The 17161-nt window shown below is 70.4% G+C and carries 14 protein-coding genes and 3 pseudogenes; 4 read left to right on the top strand and 13 right to left on the bottom strand.

The annotated features are described in order from the left end of the window. Positions 1 to 249: 249 nt before the first annotated feature. Together AB0I23_RS11805 and AB0I23_RS11800 are read right to left on the bottom strand one after the other, a co-directional pair. Positions 250 to 924, bottom strand: a pseudogene (locus AB0I23_RS11805) (carboxypeptidase); the annotation flags it as partial. Then, positions 924 to 1292, bottom strand: a pseudogene (locus AB0I23_RS11800) (CocE/NonD family hydrolase); the annotation flags it as partial. The pseudogenes AB0I23_RS11800 and AB0I23_RS11805, both read right to left, overlap by 1 nt. A 202-nt stretch (positions 1293 to 1494) precedes the next feature. Between AB0I23_RS11800 and AB0I23_RS11795 the strand changes: the two are divergent. Further along, positions 1495 to 1840: pseudogene (locus AB0I23_RS11795) on the top strand (M1 family peptidase); the annotation flags it as partial. A 52-nt stretch (positions 1841 to 1892) separates the two neighbouring features. Here the strand turns inward: AB0I23_RS11795 and AB0I23_RS11790 are convergent. The 3 genes from AB0I23_RS11790 to AB0I23_RS11780 form a co-directional block, all read right to left on the bottom strand. Further along, positions 1893 to 2786, bottom strand: a complete 894-nt coding sequence (locus tag AB0I23_RS11790) for an oxygenase MpaB family protein (protein ID WP_359109070.1) — start codon at positions 2784 to 2786, stop codon at positions 1893 to 1895. A 155-nt stretch (positions 2787 to 2941) separates the two neighbouring features. Next, positions 2942 to 3481 carry a hypothetical protein gene (locus tag AB0I23_RS11785; RefSeq protein WP_359109069.1) on the bottom strand — a complete coding sequence of 180 codons (540 nt, stop codon included), beginning with the start codon at positions 3479 to 3481 and terminating at the stop codon, positions 2942 to 2944. A 57-nt stretch (positions 3482 to 3538) separates the two neighbouring features. Next, complete coding sequence (locus AB0I23_RS11780; protein WP_359109068.1) at positions 3539 to 4015, bottom strand: macro domain-containing protein; 477 nt, start codon at positions 4013 to 4015, stop codon at positions 3539 to 3541. Positions 4016 to 4568: 553 nt separating this feature from the next. Here AB0I23_RS11780 and AB0I23_RS11770 point away from each other — a divergent pair. Beyond that, positions 4569 to 5300 (top strand): MerR family transcriptional regulator, encoded by a 732-nt coding sequence (locus AB0I23_RS11770; protein WP_359109067.1) that lies wholly within the window; start codon positions 4569 to 4571, stop codon positions 5298 to 5300. Between the two features lie 41 nt (positions 5301 to 5341). Here AB0I23_RS11770 and thrS read toward each other — a convergent pair whose 3' ends face one another. The 6 genes from thrS to AB0I23_RS11740 form a co-directional block, all read right to left on the bottom strand. After that, a complete protein-coding gene (thrS, locus tag AB0I23_RS11765) occupies positions 5342 to 6646 on the bottom strand; it encodes a threonine--tRNA ligase (RefSeq protein ID WP_359109066.1) in 1305 nt (434 codons plus the stop codon). Between the two features lie 157 nt (positions 6647 to 6803). Then, complete coding sequence (locus AB0I23_RS11760; RefSeq protein ID WP_359109065.1) at positions 6804 to 9011, bottom strand: 3-hydroxyacyl-CoA dehydrogenase NAD-binding domain-containing protein; 2208 nt, start codon at positions 9009 to 9011, stop codon at positions 6804 to 6806. Between the two features lie 196 nt (positions 9012 to 9207). Further along, positions 9208 to 10422: an acetyl-CoA C-acetyltransferase gene (locus AB0I23_RS11755; RefSeq protein WP_359109064.1), complete on the bottom strand. Its 1215-nt coding sequence runs from the start codon at positions 10420 to 10422 to the stop codon at positions 9208 to 9210. Between the two features lie 35 nt (positions 10423 to 10457). Further along, positions 10458 to 11600: an acyl-CoA dehydrogenase family protein gene (locus AB0I23_RS11750; RefSeq protein ID WP_359109063.1), complete on the bottom strand. Its 1143-nt coding sequence runs from the start codon at positions 11598 to 11600 to the stop codon at positions 10458 to 10460. A gap of 10 nt (positions 11601 to 11610) precedes the next feature. Next, positions 11611 to 12636 carry an LLM class F420-dependent oxidoreductase gene (locus AB0I23_RS11745; protein WP_359109062.1) on the bottom strand — a complete coding sequence of 342 codons (1026 nt, stop codon included), beginning with the start codon at positions 12634 to 12636 and terminating at the stop codon, positions 11611 to 11613. Beyond that, a complete protein-coding gene (locus AB0I23_RS11740) occupies positions 12636 to 13778 on the bottom strand; it encodes a CaiB/BaiF CoA transferase family protein (protein ID WP_359109061.1) in 1143 nt (380 codons plus the stop codon). The genes AB0I23_RS11745 and AB0I23_RS11740 overlap by 1 nt, the downstream gene beginning before the upstream one ends. Positions 13779 to 13982: 204 nt before the next feature. Here AB0I23_RS11740 and AB0I23_RS11735 point away from each other — a divergent pair, with 204 nt between their 5' ends. Then, positions 13983 to 15173: a saccharopine dehydrogenase family protein gene (locus tag AB0I23_RS11735; RefSeq protein ID WP_359109060.1), complete on the top strand. Its 1191-nt coding sequence runs from the start codon at positions 13983 to 13985 to the stop codon at positions 15171 to 15173. 46 nt (positions 15174 to 15219) lie between these two features. On the opposite strand, the gene mmpA is transcribed toward AB0I23_RS11735, so the two are convergent. Both mmpA and AB0I23_RS11725 read right to left on the bottom strand, forming a co-directional pair. Continuing rightward, on the bottom strand, positions 15220 to 15363 hold the full coding sequence (gene mmpA / locus AB0I23_RS11730; protein ID WP_359109059.1) for a morphogenic membrane protein MmpA: 144 nt from the start codon (positions 15361 to 15363) through the stop codon (positions 15220 to 15222). 286 nt (positions 15364 to 15649) lie between these two features. Continuing rightward, positions 15650 to 16327: an endonuclease V gene (locus AB0I23_RS11725; RefSeq protein WP_359109058.1), complete on the bottom strand. Its 678-nt coding sequence runs from the start codon at positions 16325 to 16327 to the stop codon at positions 15650 to 15652. Positions 16328 to 16392: 65 nt separating this feature from the next. Here AB0I23_RS11725 and AB0I23_RS11720 point away from each other — a divergent pair, with 65 nt between their 5' ends. After that, positions 16393 to 16689: a YciI family protein gene (locus AB0I23_RS11720; protein ID WP_359109057.1), complete on the top strand. Its 297-nt coding sequence runs from the start codon at positions 16393 to 16395 to the stop codon at positions 16687 to 16689. The last annotated feature ends 472 nt before the right edge of the window (positions 16690 to 17161 follow it).

The following is a 17161-nucleotide window of genomic DNA, read 5'->3' as shown; positions in this document are numbered from 1 at the left end:
ACTACGGTTGATCTATGTCACCCCAATAGGAGCCAAACTCCAATATTCGCCGGGGACGTACGGTCGTCTACACTCAAGGCCGGTCGTGGGGTGCCGGTCTCGCGTCAGGTCGCCGGGCAGATCCGCCATGACCGGCAGATCCCCCGGCCGCCCGTTCTCCGTTCGTCCTGCGACACGAGTGGCACCTTTCACGGAGGCTGAGTTTCGCTCTCCGTAGCCAGTACCACACGCATCACATGGTTCATGGGATCAACAAGCCGTATCGGCTTGACCGTTTGTGAGGTGATAGGTCGCCCGCTCGTCGAGGAGGAGCGGAATCAGGTTACGGGCCGACTGCCGCAACGGTACGTACGCTCCGTCACCGTCGGGCCGGGAAGTGACACCGTGCAGGGCGAGTTCGTCCTTGACGTCGGCGAACTGCGCGGCGCTGAGGCGGTAGCCGCACGGCGGGTCCTGGAGGATTTCGGCGGGCCCGGCCGGTTCGTTGTCCGCGCCACCGAGGTAGACGGGACCGCGGTCGGCGTACCCGGCCGCACGCGATGCGGCGGTGGCGGCGCCGATGGGGCCACGCCGTTCGTCTGTGAAGCGGAACAGACCGTCGAGCGCGGTGAGTTGAGAGTCGACGCGGCGTCGGCTGTTGAGGGCCGGGTCGGCCTTCTCGGCGTCGGTGAGCGCATCGACGCGGGACTCGATGAGCAGGCCCACCGCGTGCTTGATGCCCGAGGTGTTGCGCAGGATGCGCTCCTGTCCGTCGCCCGCCGTCTGCTTGATCGGGTCTCCGGTGACCGGGTCGGTCCAGATCCCGTAGAGGCCGCTGCTGTAGCCGGCGTCCTTGGCGGTGGGCCGCACGTACTGTTCCGCCAGGGTCCGCGATTCGTTGTGCACCCGGTCGGTGGCGTTGAGGTTGCGGGGCCAGAGGACGAAGGGAACTGGACGGGGTCGCCGTTGGTGTCGTAGGTCTTCAACTGGCTCTCGTTGCCCCGCCCGCAGCACGAGTAGTACGGGCTGGCGTCCATGATCACGGGTATCTTCCGGCCCTGTTGCGCGGGTTCGCGCGGCCGGACGATGTCGACGGCGACGCGGTCGCTCGTCCCGTCTCCGTCACCGTCCAGTCCCGTGTCCACCCAGACGGACTCACGGACGGCGTTCCCGTACGAGTAGACGGCTCTGCTCTCCCGCGGGCTCGCGCCCTGTGCACCTGCCGGCGAGAGCAGGACGGTCATCAGGGCGGCCGAGGCCGCCACCACCAGCGATCTGTACGTCAAGCGGGTGCTCCGCGCACGTATCGGCATCTGCGGACGGTACCCCGGTCAACTCCTGTGCAACAGGGGGCGATCACAGGCCGATGTGACGGAAAGGCAGTCAAGGTGCCTTCGCGGCCGAATGGCGATCGTGTGACAGGGGTGGCCATGGACACGACCAGGGCGGGGAACGCTGAACAGTGTCGAAAGGACCGGTCGGAAAGGTCATCCGCCCCGAAGACTTGGAGTATTCGTGCACCGCAGACTCATCGTCCCGAGCGCACTCGCGGCCTGCCTGCTGCCGGCGATCCCGGCATCGGCCGCCGAAGGCACCGCGGAGTCCCGGGTATCGGCGACCCCTACTACCCGGCCGGCGGCAACGGCGACTACGACGTTTCCCACTACGAACTGCGGCTGAAATACCAGCCGCAGACGGACCTGTTGGAGGGCACGGCGACGCCCTCGCGACCACCACCCAGAATCTGTCGCGCTTCAACCTCGGCTTCGGGCTCGATGTCTCCGAGGTGCGGGTGAACGGGACGAAGGCCCCGTACGCAAGGACTGGCACCCAGGAGTTGGAGATCACCCCCACAGCCCCTGGCGACGGGCACGGGTGGCGCCGACCAGCCGCCCGTCCACTGCGGAGGACCTTCAGCGAGAAGCGCCCCGGACCGCCCTGCGGTGCTCCGCCCGCGCCTTGCGGGCGAAGGGCAGATAGCGCAGCCGCTCAGGAAGCACGGGCACCACGACCCGGACGACACCGCAGAACCGCCGCAGTTTGCGCTCCTGCGCGTCCGTCCACTCCAGACCGATCGCCTCGCGCGCGTCCGGCGGCATCAGCCCGATGGTGATGAACCTGCGGAACCGGGCCAGCGGCGGGAACAGGAGGGGCCACAGGGCCTTGAGCAGCAACCTGACCGGCAGCGGACCCCGGTCCGGCGGCGGTACCGGCCGGTCGGTGGCGACCAGCTCCTCGACGACGACGGTCGCCTCGATCTCGTCGGCGAGCATCTTGCGGAAGTACGGCCAGAACTCCTCGATCGACTGCGGCATGTCCCGGTCGTGGATGCCGAGAACCCGGCCGACCTGGAGCCATTCCCGGTACAGGGCTCGTTCCTGCGCCTCGGTGAGGGGTCGGACGAGATAGCGCGTGGCGTGCCGGTAGACGGGGAAGCCGGTGGCATGCACCCACGCGTAGTTCTCCGGTGACAGTGCGTGATAGCGGCGCCCTCGGCTGTCCGTGCCCTGAATGGTGCGATGCAGCTTCCGCAGCCTGCGCCCCTCCTCGGCTGCTTCCTCGCCCCCGTACACCCAGAGCTGGAGCGAGCGCAGGGACCGCTCGCCGCGCCCCCACGGGTCCGTACGGAACACCGAGTGCTCGTCGACGCCCGCGCCGACCGCCGGGTGCGCGACCTGCAGGGTGAGGGCGGCGGGGAGCATCAGCAGGGCGCGGACGTCCCCGGCGAGGCTCCACAGCACTCCGCCGGGCGGCGGCGGCTCGGGATCCCGCTCCCGATCCCTGTCACGGGGTGCTTCGCTGCTCATGCGGGTACTCCCAGCGGTCGGTGGCATGCGGGCCGGGCGGGGGCCCGGCTGGTGTGTGTTCCAGTATGCGATCGTGGGCGAACCGGCGAGCCGCAAGGGCGGCGGGGCCGGTTTCGGCCGGCGTCCGCTGTGTGCGCAGGAGGCGGTGCCCTCCGTCACCGCCAGCCGACGGCTTCCAGCACCGCGGCCGCGGCCTGGTCGACGGATCGGCCGGTTGCCTCGACCGTGAAGTCCTCCACCCGGGCCCGATCGAGGATCCCGTCCAGCTCCCCCGATCGGTCCAGGTGCCAGCGCAGCGCCTCGGGCTCGTCCGCATGGCGCCGGGTCAGCCGCTGCCGGACCACCGGCAGCTCGACCAGGAGTCGGCACACGGACAGGCCGACACCCACCGCCTCGCCGCACTGCTTGCGGTCCTCCACGTCCTCGACGACGCCCGCGAGAACGAGCCGGGTGACGCCCGCATCAAGGTAGTTGCCGACCATGCACCGCAGATTGCGCAGCAGCAGGGCGAAGTTGAAGCGGTCGTCGGCGGGCGCGGGCCAGGTCCGGCGCAGCCAGTCCATGTCGATGACGGCGTTGGGTATCCCGGCGCCGGTGAGCAGATGACCCACGGCGCCGGCCACCGACGTCTTACCGGCCCCGACGGTGCCGGTGATCAGAAGGGCGCGGGCTTCCGGAGTGCTGTCGGTTCGCATGGCCGGGAGCCTACGGTGGGCGATGGTCCACCGGTACGCGGGTTCCGCGCCCGGCGCCTACTCGTAGTCGTACACCGTCACGGGTATCCCCCGGCTCAGCAGCCGACGCTCGATCAACGGCTCTGTCCGGGACCACTTACCGCCCGCGAGGCCGCACCCGATCCGCGGCATGTGGACCGACGCCCCCAGTTCGACCGCCCGTTCGGCCACCGCCTGCAGCGCCGTGTCGATCGCCTCGTACCGCACGGGCACCCCCTTGCTGCCCGTGCGCATGCCCCGCTGCCCCACCATGTTCGCCACCCACACATACGGCCCCACCTGGACGAACTGCACGGCGCCCAGGCCGAAGTCGTTGCCCGCGCGCTCCCGGTGCCAGCGGCGGTACGCGGCTTCCGGTTCGGGCCAGCGGTGCGACACGGCGAGGACGAAGCCCTTGCCCCACCCGCCCAGGTCGTTGCAGACATGCGTGATCAGCTTGACGCCCTTGCCCTGGGGTGCGGTGGCGTCCCCCCGTACATACTTGATCTCCGCCATGACACCAGCGTAGGAGCCGCGACTGACAACCGGCCGAGTTCAACGGTCCCCGTACAGCGCCTCGATGAGCTCGCCGTACGTGTCGCGGCTGTGCCGGGCGATGTGCGCGATCTGTCCGGGGGGCCGCGGGGGAGTACACCGGCACCGGAACGGCTCCCCGGAGTATCCGGTGGCGAGTTCGCCCGTCCTGCGCCGCACCTCGCGCCAGGTGAGGGTCGTCCATCCGGAGTCGCCACCGTCGGCCCGCCACGAGAGCGCCGGAAGATCACCATGGTCCTCGGCGTTGCGCAGCAGCAGGGCGGGGAGCGTGAAGTTGCCCGGGTCCGGCGGGAAGTCGCAGGATCGTGGTCACGGCCGCCTCCTGGCGCCATCGGCCGGACCGTGCGGGTCCGTACCGGGAGGTGGGACTGCGCTTCGATGCTGCCGGACACTTTCACAACAGTGGTGAGACAGCAATACTGTTGAACCGGATGGATGCAACGGATGCGGCCGTGCCCACGTACAGCCGTGACCGAGGACAGCAGTGCCCAGCGGTCAGGAGCGAGGAGCAGACATGGCGACCGGGACCGAGGAGCCGACGCTCACCGTCGACGAGCTGGCGGCGCGCGCCGGAGTCACCGTACGCACCGTGCGTTTCTACAGCACGCGGGGGCTCCTGCCGCCCCCGGTGATCGGACCGCGCCGGGTCGGTCACTACGGGCACGAGCACCTCTCGCGGCTGGCGCTGATCGAGGAACTTCAGCACCAGGGCATGACCCTCGCCGCGATCGAACGCTATCTGGAGCAGCTGCCGCCCGATCTGAGCGCGCACGACCTGGCGATCCACCGGGCGATGGTGGCGTCCTGGGCGCCGGACTCGGCGGAGGACGCGACCCGGGCGGAGCTGGAGCGGCGGGCGGGACGGGCGCTGGCCGAGGGGGACATCGACCGGCTGGCCGCGATGGGCGTTCTGGTGCGTGCGGAGGCGGCGGCCGGGAGCTACCGGGTCGATCCCGGGCTGCTGCGTCTCGGCGTCGAGCTGCTCGACGTTCCGATCGCGCACGAGACGATCCTCGCCGCCCGTACGGTGCTGCTGGAGCACACCCGTTCCGCCGCGCACGAGCTGACGCGGCTGTTCCGGGACGAGGTGTGGAATCCGTACCGGGAGCGGGAGTCGGACCCGGAGCATGTGGCGGCGATGAAGTCGCTGTCGGCCCATATGCAGCCGATGGTGCTGCAGGCGCTGGTGACCGCGTTCCAGCGGTCGCTCAGGGAAGAGCTGCGGGCGGCGTTCACAGCGGAGTGAGCCCCGTCGGCGACAGGGGCTCACTGCTGGTGGACGGTCCGTTACGCGGCGTCGTCCCACAGCCCGGTGCTGTGGGCGTCGATGAGCGCGCCGATCCGTTCGAGGAAGGCGTCGGCGGGTTGCGGGTCGAGGCGGCGTCCGTCGCGCAGCCGTACGGCGACGTGGTCGTCGACGGCTTCCTTGGCTCCGATCACCGCTTGGTACGGCACCAAGCGTTCCTCCCGGATGCGGGCGCCCAGGGTGCCGCGTTCCGGCCCGGCGACCTCGGCGCGCAGCCCGCGCCCGGTGCAGCGCGCGGCCAGCGCGACGGCGTTCGGCAGTTCAGCCTCGGAGACCGGGAGGATCGCCAGCTGGGTCGGGGCGAGCCAGGCGGGGAAGGCGCCGCCGTGCTGTTCGATGAGGTGGGCGACGGCCCGCTCCACGCTGCCGATGACGCTGCGGTGGATCATGACCGGCCGGTGTTTCGCGCCGTCCGCGCCGATGTAGTGCAGGTCGAACTGCTCGGGCTGGTGAAAGTCGACCTGGACGGTGGACAGGGTGGATTCCCTGCCCGCACCATCGGTGACCTGGACATCGATCTTCGGGCCGTAGAACGCGGCCTCGCCCTCCGCCGAGTCGTACGGCAGGCCCGAGCGGTCGAGTACCTCGGTGAGCAGGGCGGTGGACCGCTGCCACTTCTCGGGGTCGGCCACGTACTTGCCGCCGGGGCCGGGGAGGGAGAGCCGGTAGCGTGCCGGGCGGATGCCCAGCGCCTCATAGGCACTGCGGATCATCTCCAGGGCGGCCCGCGCCTCGTCGGCGACTTGGTCCAGGGTGCAGAAGATGTGCGCGTCGTTCAGCTGGATGGCCCGGACGCGGGTCAGTCCGCCGAGCACGCCGGAGAGTTCGGAGCGGTACATGCCGCCCAGTTCGGCCATGCGCAGCGGCAGTTCCCGGTAGCTGTGGGAGCGGGAGCGGTAGATCACCGCGTGGTGGGGGCACAGGCTCGGCCGCAGGACGACCTGTTCCGAGCCCAGGTCCATCGGCGGGAACATGTCGTCGCTGTAGTGCGACCAGTGCCCGGAGATCTCGTACAGCTCCCGCTTGCCCAGCACCGGCGAGTACACATGCCGGTAGCCGGCCCGCCGCTCAGCGGTGCGGATGTACTCCTCCAGGGTGTGCCGCACGGTCGCGCCGTCGGGCAGCCAGTACGGGAGTCCCGCGCCGATCAGCGGGTCGGTGTCGAACAGGGCCAGTTCGCGGCCAAGCTTGCGGTGGTCGTGCATGGCGGTCTCCTCGCGGTCATCGGGCGAGTGACCACAAGCCGAAGCCCCGGGGCACTCGCCCCGGGGCTTGGACTGAGACATCTGTCAGCGCGCCGGGACACTCTCCGGCGTCGTCGTCATGGCAGCACGCTTCATGGCTCTGACGCTAGCAGGGTGTCCCGCTGTCCACCCGGTAATTTCCGGCCGGAGGGTGCGGATGCCGCAGCCTCCGGCCGTACGTGGCCCGCTGGGCCGCCGGTCAGTCGTGGAAGGTCTCGCCCTTCTCGGCCTTCTCCACCAGCAGCGCGGGCGGCAGGAACCGGTCGCCGTACTTCTCGGCGAGTTCCCGGGCGCGCGCCACGAAGCCGGGCAGGCCGCCCTCGTACCCGTTGATGTACTGGAGCACGCCTCCGGTCCACGGCGGGAAACCGATGCCCATGATGGAGCCGATGTTGGCGTCGGCGACCGAGATGAGGACGTTCTCCTCCAGACATCGGACACTGTCCAGGGCCTCGGAGAAAAGCATCCGCTCCTTCATGTCGACGAAGGGGATGTCGGTGCCGGTCTTCGTGCTGTGCTGGCCCGAGGGGCGACCCCCGGAACCCCCGAAATGCTCGCGCAGCCCCGGCCACAGCCGGGCCCGCTTGCCGTCCTCGTCGTAGTCGTAGAAGCCCGCGCCACCGCTGCGTCCGGTGCGTCCGAATTCGTCGACCATCCGGTCGATGACCGCGTCCGCAGGATGCCCGGCCCATGTGCCGCCCGCCTCCTCGACCGCGCGCTTCGTCTCGTTGCGGATCTTGCGCGGCAGGGTCAGCGTCAGCTCGTCCATCAGCGAGAGGACCTTGGCCGGGTAGCCGGACTGGGCCGCGGCCTGCTCGACCGACGCGGGCTCGACGCCCTCGCCGACCATGGCGACGCCCTCGTTGATGAACTGGCCGATGACGCGCGAGGTGAAGAAGCCACGCGAGTCGTTGACGACGATCGGCGTCTTCTGGATCCGGCGGACCAGATCGAAGGCGCGTGCCAGTGCCTCGTCGCCGGTCTGCTCGCCCTTGATGATCTCGACCAGCGGCATCTTGTCGACGGGCGAGAAGAAATGCAGGCCGATGAAGTCGGCGGGGCGCGTGACGCCCTCGGCAAGGACCGTGATCGGCAGGGTCGAGGTGTTGGAGCAGAGCAGCGCGTCGGGCTCGATGATGTCCTGGATCTCCTGGAACACCTTGTGCTTGAGCGCCGTGTCCTCGAAGACCGCCTCGATGACGGCGTCGCAGCCCGCCAGATCGGCCGGGTCGCCGGTCGGGGTGATGCGGGCCAGCAGCTCGTCGCGCTTGGCCTCGGTCGTGCGGCCCCGGGAGAGCGCCTTGGCGAGGAGTTTCTCGCTGTACGCCTTGCCCTTGGCGGCCGCCTCCGTGGAGACGTCCTTGAGGACGACGTCGATGCCGGCGCGGGCGCAGGAGTACGCGATACCGGCGCCCATCATTCCGGCGCCGAGGACGGCGACCTTGCGGACCTGACGCTCCTCGATGCCCTTGGGGCGGCTGGCGCCGGAGTTGACGGCCTGGAGGTCGAAGAAGAACGCCTGGATCATGTTCTTCGAGATCTGGCCGGTGACGAGCTCGGTGAAGTACCGGGCCTCGATGGTCAGCGCGGTCTCGAAGTCGACCTGGGAGCCCTCGACGGCGGCGGCCAGGATGTTGCGCGGCGCGGGCATGGGGGCGCCGGCGAGCTGTTTCTTCAGGTTGGCCGGGAAGGCGGGCAGGTTGGCGGCGAACTTCGGATTCGACGGGGTACCGCCGGGGATCCTGTAGCCCTTGACGTCCCAGGGCTGCTGGGACTCGGGGTGGGCGTCGATGAAGGCGCGGGCCTTGTCGAGCATCTCCTCGGGGGTGGCCGCGACCTCGTGGACGAGGCCGTTCTCCAGGGCGCGCTTCGGGCTGTACTGGGTGCCCTGGAGGAGAACCTTCAGCAGCGCGTCGGCGATGCCCATGAGGCGTACGGTGCGGGTGACGCCGCCGCCCGCGGGCAGCAGGCCAAGGGTGACCTCGGGCAGGCCGATGCGGGAGCCGGGCGCGTCGAGGGCGATGCGGTGGTGGGAGGCGAGCGCGATCTCGTAACCGCCGCCGAGGGCGGCGCCGTTGATGGCGGCGACGACGGGGATGCCGAGGGTCTCGATGCGGCGCAGCGAGTTCTTGATGGCGGTGCCGACGTCGAAGGCGTCCTGGGCGCTCGAAGGACCGACCTTGATCATGTCCTTGAGGTCGCCGCCCGCGAAGAAGGTCTTCTTGGCGGAGGTGAAGATGATGCCGCGGATGGAGTCCTTCTCGGCTTCCGCGCGATCGGCGATGACCGCGATGGAGTCCTTGAAGGCCTGGTTCATCGTGTTGGCGGACTGGTTGGGGTCGTCGAGTACGAGGGTGACGACGCCGGTCTCGTCCTGTTCCCAGCGGATGGTCGTGCTCTCGGTCATTGCTGTCTTCTCCGTAAGTGAGGGGCCGACGCGGGTGGCGTGGGTGAAGGAGCGGGGCCGGGGTGCGTGGATCGCAAGGCGGAGGACCGATCCATGGCGGAGCCATGGTGAGGGACGACAACGCCGCGAGGTGCGTGCCCCGGCTCCGCGACGCCACGCCACCCGCCGCCGGCCCCTCCCGGGTGGCCCGGGACGGTCAGAGACGCTCGATGACGGTGGCGATGCCCATGCCGCCGCCGACGCAGAGGGTGGCGAGGCCGTACCGCTTGTCCCGGCGCTCCAGTTCGTCGATGAGCGTGCCGAGGATCATCGCGCCGGTGGCGCCGAGCGGGTGGCCGAGCGCGATGGCGCCGCCGTTGACGTTGATCTTGTCGAGGGAGAGCCCCATGTCCCGGGCGAAGCGCAGCACGACACCGGCGAACGCCTCGTTGATCTCGACGAGGTCGATGTCGTCGATGGTGAGTCCGGCCTTGGCCAGGGCCTTGCGGGTGGCGGGCGCGGGGCCGGTCAGCATGATGGTCGGCTCGGAGCCGGAGACCGCGGCGGAGACGATCCGGGCGCGCGGCGTGAGTCCGTACCGCTCACCGGTCTCCTTGTTGCCGATCGCGACGAGTGCGGCGCCGTCCACGATGCCGGAGGAGTTGCCCGCGTGGTGGACGTGGTCGATCTTCTCGACCCAGTGGTACTTCTGCAGCGCCACGGCGTCGAAGCCGCCCAGCTCGCCGATGGTGGCGAACGACGGCTTGAGCGAGGCCAGCGAGTCGGCGGTGGTGCCGGGGCGCATGTGCTCGTCGTGGTCGAGGACGACGAGGCCGTTGCGGTCCTTGACCGGGACGACGGAGCGCGCGAAGCGGCCGTCCTTCCAGGCCTCGGCGGCCCGCTCCTGGGAGAGTGCGGCGAACTCGTCGACGTCGCGGCGTGAGAAGCCCTCGATGGTGGCGATGAGGTCGGCGCCGACGCCCTGCGGGGCGAAGCCGGTCTCGTAGTTGGTCATCGGGTCCATGGCCCACGCGCCGCCGTCGGATCCCATCGGCACCCGGGACATCGACTCGACACCACCTGCGAGGATCAGGTCCTCCCAGCCCGAACGGACCTTCGCGGCAGCCAGGTTGACAGCTTCCAGACCGGAGGCACAGAACCGGTTCTCCTGGACGCCTGCCACCGAGTCCGGGAGCCCGGCCGCGATGGCGGCGATCCGCGCGATGTCGGAGCCCTGGTCGCCGAGGGGGCTGACCACGCCGAGGACGATGTCGTCGATGGCGGCCGGGTCCAGGCCCGGGAAGCGGTTGCGCATGTCGTGGATGAGGCCGACGACGAGGTCGATCGGCTTGGTGCCGTGCAGGGCTCCGTTGGCCTTGCCGCGGCCGCGCGGGGTGCGGATCGCGTCGTAGACAAATGCTTCGGTACTCAAGACAGCAGCCTTTCGAGGGTGGTCGGTCGTCGGGGTCAGGCGAGCAGCGAGCGGCCGATGATCTCCTTCATGATCTCGGTCGTGCCGCCGTAGATGGTCTGGATGCGGCCGTCGGTGAACGCCTTGGCGACCCGGTATTCCGTCATGTAGCCGTAGCCGCCGTGGAGCTGGAGGCAGCGGTCGGCGACGCGCTTCTGCAGTTCGGTGGCCCACCACTTGGCCATCGAGGCGTGCACGGCATCGAGTTCGCCGTTCGAGTGGTCGACGATGCACCGGTCGATGAAGGTCCGGGTGACGGCGCACTCGGTGGCCATCTCGGCGATCTCGAACCGGATGTGCTGGAGCTTGGAGAGCGGCCGCCCGAAGGCCTCGCGCTCCTTCACGTACTGGGTGGTGATCTCCAGGAGGTACTCGGCGGCGGCGATACCGGCGACCGCTATGCCCATCCGTTCCTGCGCCAGATTGGTCATCAGGTGGATGAACGCGCCGTCGCGCTCACCGAGCAGGTTCCCCTTGGGGACGCGGACGTCGTCGAAGAACAGCTCGGCCGTGTCCTGGGACTTCTGGCCGATCTTGTCGAGGTTGCGGCCCCGCTCGAAGCCCTCCGCACCGCGTTCGACGACGATCAGCGAGAGCCCCTTCGCGCCGCCCTCCGGGGTGGTCTTCGCGACGACGACGACCAGGTCGGCGAGGATGCCGTTGGAGATGAACGTCTTGGAGCCGCCCAGCAGCCAGTGGTCGCCCTTGTCCTCGGCGGTGGTGCGGATGCCCTGGAGGTCGGAACCGGCGCCGGGTTCGGTCATCGCGATGGCGGTGACGATCTCGCCACTGCAGAAGCCGGGCAGCCAGCGCCGCTTCTGTTCCTCGGTGGCGAGGCCGGTGAGGTAGGGGCCGATGATGTCGTTGTGCAGGCCGAGCGCGAGCCCGGGGGCGCCGGCCCGGGTGAACTCCTCGGCGAGGACGGCGCTGTAGCGGAAGTCGGTGGTGCCGCCGCCCCCGTACTCCTCGGGCACGGCGAGGCCGAGCAGCCCCTGCCGTCCGGCCGCGAGCCAGGCCTCGCGCGAGACGATGCCGTCCTTCTCCCACTGCTCGTAGTGCGGGAGGACTTCCTTGGTCAGGAAGGTCCGGACGGTCTCACGGAACGCGTCGTGCTCCTCGGTGAAGATCTGCCGCTGCACTGCGGGCCCCCTAGAGCCAGTTCTTGACGGTGGAGATCAGCCGGGCCGGATCGGGGCCGACCGGGATGACGTTGAGCATGGTGACGCCGGCCTCGCGGAACGCCTCGATGCGGTCGCGTACGTATCCCTCGGGCCCGCACAGCGACATCAGCTCGCAGAATTCGTCCGGGACGGCGGCCTCGGCCTCCTTCTTCTTCCCGGAGAGATAGAGCTCCTGGATGAGCGCGGCTTCCTTCTCGTACCCGTACGCGACGGCGAGGTCGTTGTAGAAGTTCTTGCCCTTGGCGCCCATGCCGCCGACGTACAGCGCGATCTGCGGGCGGGCGAGGTCCCTGAGTGCGGCCGCGTCGTCGCCGATGGCGAGGAGCCCGCCCGCGACGGTCTGCAGCGGTCCGCGCGCCGGGTCACGTCGAGCGGCGCCTTCGGCGAGGGCCGCGCCCCATACCTGCTGGGCCTTCTCGGGGAGGAAGAGTGTGGGGAGCCAGCCGTCGGCGATCTCGGCGGTCAGCCGGACGTTGGCGGGGCCGAGCGAGGCGATGTAGAGCGGGATCTCCTCGCGCACCGGGCGGGTGAGGATCTTCAGCGGCTTGCCGAGCCGGCCGCCCTTCTCCCTGGGCAGCGGCATGTCGGTGATGCCGTGGTGGTCGATGACCTCGCGGCGCCAGATCCGGCGGCACAGTTCGACGGTCTCGCGTGTCCGGCCGAGCGGCTTGTCGTACACCTTTCCGTGCCAGCCCTCGACGACCTGCGGGCCCGACGCGCCGAGCCCGAGCAGTGCCCGGCCGCCGGAGATCGCGTCGAGTCCGGCACCGGTCTGGGCGATCAGTGCGGGGGTGCGGGAGTAGACGTTGAGGATCGCCGCGCCGATCTTCATGCGTTCGGTACGGGCGGCCAGGTACCCCATGAGGGTGGGTGAGTCGAAGCCGTACGCCTCCGCGACCCAGACGGCGTCGAGTCCGGCGGACTCCAGCGCGGCGACCTGGTCGCAGGCCTCGCGCGGGTCGCCCGCGTAGTTCAGAGGCAGGGAGAGTTCCATCAGTCGGTGGTGTCCTTCCGGGGCCGGTGGATGCTCGGTACGTCCCAGTCCCGGGCGACGGCCTCGGTGTCCGCGCCGGGCTGCGCGGGTCCGCTGCGTACGGAGACGGGGGTGGCGGAGAAGCGGGGTGCGGGGGCGGGCTGGGTCAGGCCGCCGTGTTCGACGAAGGTGGAGCGGGCCGCGAGGTGCGGGTGGTGCCGGGCCTCGCGGAGCGACAGGACCGGGGCCACACAGGCGTCCGTGGCTTCGAAGACCTCGGTCCACTCCGCGCGCGTCCGGGTCCTGAACCGGTCGGCGACGACGGTGCGCAGCTCCTCCCAGCGGCTGACGTCCTTGCGGTCCGGGGCCCCGTCCCCGATCCCGAGCAGTTCGACGAACTCGTCGTAGAACTGCTGCTCCAGCGGGCCGACGGCCATGTACTGGCCGTCGGCGGTCTCGTACGACCCGTAGAACGGACAGCCGCCGTCCAGGAGGTTGGAGCCGCGCCGGTCCTGCCAGCCGCCGGCCGCCAGCATCCCGTGGATCATCGTGGCGAGATGGGCGGCGCCGTCGACGATCGCCGCGTCCACGACCTGGCCCGTGCCGCCGGGCGTGCGAGCGTGCTGGAGGGCGGCGAGGACGCCGACGACGAGGTAGAGCGAGCCGCCCGCGTAGTCGCCGACCAGATTGGCGGGGACGGTGGGCGGCTCGCCGGGTTTGCCGATCATGGAAAGGGTGCCGGTGAGGGCGATGTACGCGATGTCGTGCCCCGCCCGTTCGGCGAGCGGCCCGTCCTGGCCCCAGCCGGTCATCCGCCCGTACACGAGCTGCGGGTTGCGGGCCAGGCAGGCGTCGGGGCCGACGCCGAGGCGCTCGGCGACGCCCGGCCGGTAGCCCTCGATCAGGATGTCGGCGCGTTCGACCAGGTCCAGGACGCGGTCCGGGCCGCCCTCGGCCTTGAGGTCGACGAGCACCGAGCGTTTGTTCCGGTTGGTGAGGTCGTGCGCGGGGTCGATGCCGAGCCCCGCGCCACCGGGCCGGTCGACCCTGACGACGTCGGCGCCGAGGTCCGCCAGCAGCATCGCGGCGAACGGGCCGGGTCCGATGCCCGCCAGCTCGACCACGCGCACACCCGCCAGCGGGCCGTGCTCTGTCGTTGCCATCGAACCCCCAGCGGTGTGACACAACTGATGTAACAGCGACGATGCTAAGAACGCTCCACGCTCCGCACAACCCTTTTGGCCGAGCAAGCGCTTAGTTCTTCCTCAAGGATCCTCCCCCACGAGGGCCGCCCGCCTGCACACCGCCACGAACCCCTCCGCTAACCTCTGCCTGCTACATCGGCGCCGGCCCCTGCGGAGGCACTCGTGAACAGGCAGAACGGGGCAGAACGCCCCTATGACATAGTCCTCTTCGGCGCCACCGGCTTCGTGGGTGTCCTCACCGCCGAATATCTCGCCGCCCACGCACCCGACGGATGCCGCTGGGCGCTGGCCGGCCGCAGCCCGGCCAAGCTCCAGAACCTGCGCGAGCGCCTGGCCGCCATCGATCCCCGCTGCGCGGACCTTCCGCTGCTGCACGCCGACGCCGAAGCCCCCGGTTCACTGCGCGCCCTCGCCGAATCGGCCCACGTGGTGGCCACCACCGTGGGCCCCTACGTCTGGTACGGCGAACAACTCGTCGCCGCCTGCGCGGAGGCAGGGACGGACTACACGGACCTCACCGGTGAGGCGGAGTTCGTCGACCGGATGTTCCTGGAGCACGATGCGCGGGCCCGCGAGACCGGGGCGCGGCTCGTGCACGCCTGCGGCTTCGACTCCGTACCGCACGACCTCGGGGTCTACTTCACCGTCCAGCAGCTGCCGCAGGACGTGCCGCTGACGATCGACGGGTTCGTCCGCGGCAACGCCGTCTTCTCCGGCGGTACGTTCGCCTCCGCACTCACCGCGATGGGCCGCGGCCCGCAGATGCTGCGCGCCGCACAGGAGCGTCGGCTGCACGAACCGCGCCTGGTCGGACGCCGTGCCCGCGCCCGCTTCGGCACCCCGCACTTCAGTGCCGAGACCGGCACCTGGGCACTGCCCCTGCCGACGCTGGACCCGCAGGTCATCGAGCGCTCGGCGCGGGCGCTCGCGCGGTACGGCCCCGACTTCCGCTACCGCCACTTCGCCTCGGTGAAGACGCTGCCGATGGCGCTGGGCGGCACGGCCGCGATCGGCGTCCTCGTGGGCGCCGCGCAGCTGCCCGCAGCGCGGAGCCGGCTGATGGACCGGTACGAGCCGGGTGAGGGCCCGGACGCGGAGCGCCGGAAGCGGAGCTGGTTCACGGTGCGGTTCGTCGGGGAAGGCGGCGGACGCCGGGTCTACACGGAGGTCTCCGGCGGTGACCCCGGCTACGACGAGACGGCGAAGATGCTCGCCCAATCCGCGCTCTGCCTCGCCCTGGACGAACTCCCGCGGACATCGGGGCAGGTCACCACGGCCGTCGCGATGGGCGACGCGCTGCTTCAGCGGCTGCGCGGAGCCGGGCTGCGCTTCCGGGTCGCGGCGACACGCTGAGCGGATTCACGCCGGGACGGCTGTTGGCAGGCGGGTCGTCCCGGCGTCAGAACATCCAGGACGCGAGCGTGCAGATCATCGAGACGGTCCAGACGACTGCGGCGAGGGCGCCGAGGGTCATCCCTACGGCGAGGCGCCGCTGGGCGACATAGACGGTTCCGGCATGCGTGGGCGTTCGATGATCGGTCATACGTACCAGCGTGCCGTTCATGATCGGCAAACGGTATCCGTACGCATACTCAGATACTCGGGCGCGGGCGCCGTCGGGCCCTCAGAGCCTGTCGGGTGACCTTCGATCGGAGAGCGGACGCGGCATGGTGCGTGCGATTCCAAGGCGCCGGGATGGCCTCGGATGGGGTCTCCCCTGCTCGAACGAAGCTGAGAGCTTGGGGAAGGAGCTACCAGGGCATTTCGGCAACGCCGGAAGCGTGCGTGCCAGGGCGTGGCCGCCCGATCAGAGGTCACCCGACAGGCTCTCAGGCGGTCGCCTCCCGGAGAACCCGCCTGCAGAGTGCGTCGGCCCTGCGGGTCGTCTCCGGTTGGCGGAAGTCCCTGGCCAACAGGAGGGTGTGCGCGCAGGCGTTGTCCAGACCGGTCCGGTGACCGACGGACACGTACACCGGCTTGGTGCCGTCCTGGGTGCGCAGCGCCCGGCCCACCTCCTCGTCCCCGTCGACGAGCGGGGAGAAGTCGCCGCGCCGGGGGCCCGGCTGTTCGTACGTGAAGGTGAACGGGTTCTTGGCGACACCGATGACCGGCAGCCCGGTGAGGACGCCGAGGTGGCTGGCGAGCCCGAACCGGCGCGGGTGCGCCCTGCCGTAGCCGTCGCAGACGACCAGGCCGGGGTCGACCGGGAGGGATTCCAGCGCGGCCAGGACGGTCGGTATCTCCCGGAAGGCGAGCAGCCCCGGGATGTAGGGGAAGGCCACCCGGCCGGTGGCGGTGGCCTCGGCGACGACGTCGAGGGTGGCCGCGTCGAGCACGACCGCCGCCGCCACGACACGGTCGCGCTCGTCGTCGTAGGCGACGTCCACACCGGTCACCCGACCGGTGCCGGGCGGCGGTCCCGGCTCGTCCAGCACCACGCGGGCGCGGAGGGTGTCCTGCATGGCGCGGGCTTCGGCCGCGTCGGCCGGTGTGCGGAGCGTCGTCATAGTGCCATCCAGCTTAGAAGTCCTGTCCGAACCTCCCTCGATAAGGCCTCGGTAGGGTGAGACGTATGTTCGTACTCGAGTTGACCTACACCGCCCCCGTCGAGCGCGTCGACGCGCTCCTGGAGGCGCATGTCGCCTGGCTGGACACGCAGTACGCAGCGGGGGTCTTCATCGCGTCCGGGCGCAAGAACCCGCGCGACGGCGGGGTGATCCTCGCCGTCGGGGACGACCGCACGCAGATCGAGAAGATCACGGCGGCCGACCCGTTCGTGGCCGAGGGCGTGTGCGCGTACCGGATCACGGAGTTCATCGCGACGAAGACGTCGGACGAACTCGCCCCGTACCAGCAGCAGTTGCCGTAGCGGTCCGGCAATCGCCCCATCCTGGCATGGAATCCGGGTCCTGGACGAGGATCCCGGAGCGGTGCTGCCGGGGCCCGGTCTTCGCCGGGTGGCCGGGCCGGGCCGGCGCGGGTCGGCGGAGCGGGCTGAGCCGGCCCGCTCCGCCTGTCGAACCTGCGCCGGGGACCCACGAGGCCGATCGCGCAGCAGGCCGGATCCTCGTTCCGGCGCCGGCCTGATCCAGACGAAAGACCCTAGTTCATCCGGGCGATCCGCCCCTTCTCCCCCGCCGCCCCCGCGGTCAGCGCCGCCCCGCACAGTCCCCATGCCATCAGTCGTGTCGTCTTCCCCTTGGGCCTCATGGCGCAGGAAGCTAACCCACGGGCAGTACGCCGTCCAGAGTGCGCCGCCGCCACGCGGGCACGTGCGTCAGGGAGCTGCGGTGCGGTGACGCAACTCACTCCATCCCCCAGTGCACGGAACGTGAGGTTCC

The sequence above is a fragment of the Streptomyces atratus genome (assembly GCF_040655115.1).
GTDB lineage: Bacteria > Actinomycetota > Actinomycetes > Streptomycetales > Streptomycetaceae > Streptomyces > Streptomyces atratus_D.
This window is presented reverse-complemented; position numbering and strand designations above follow the sequence as displayed.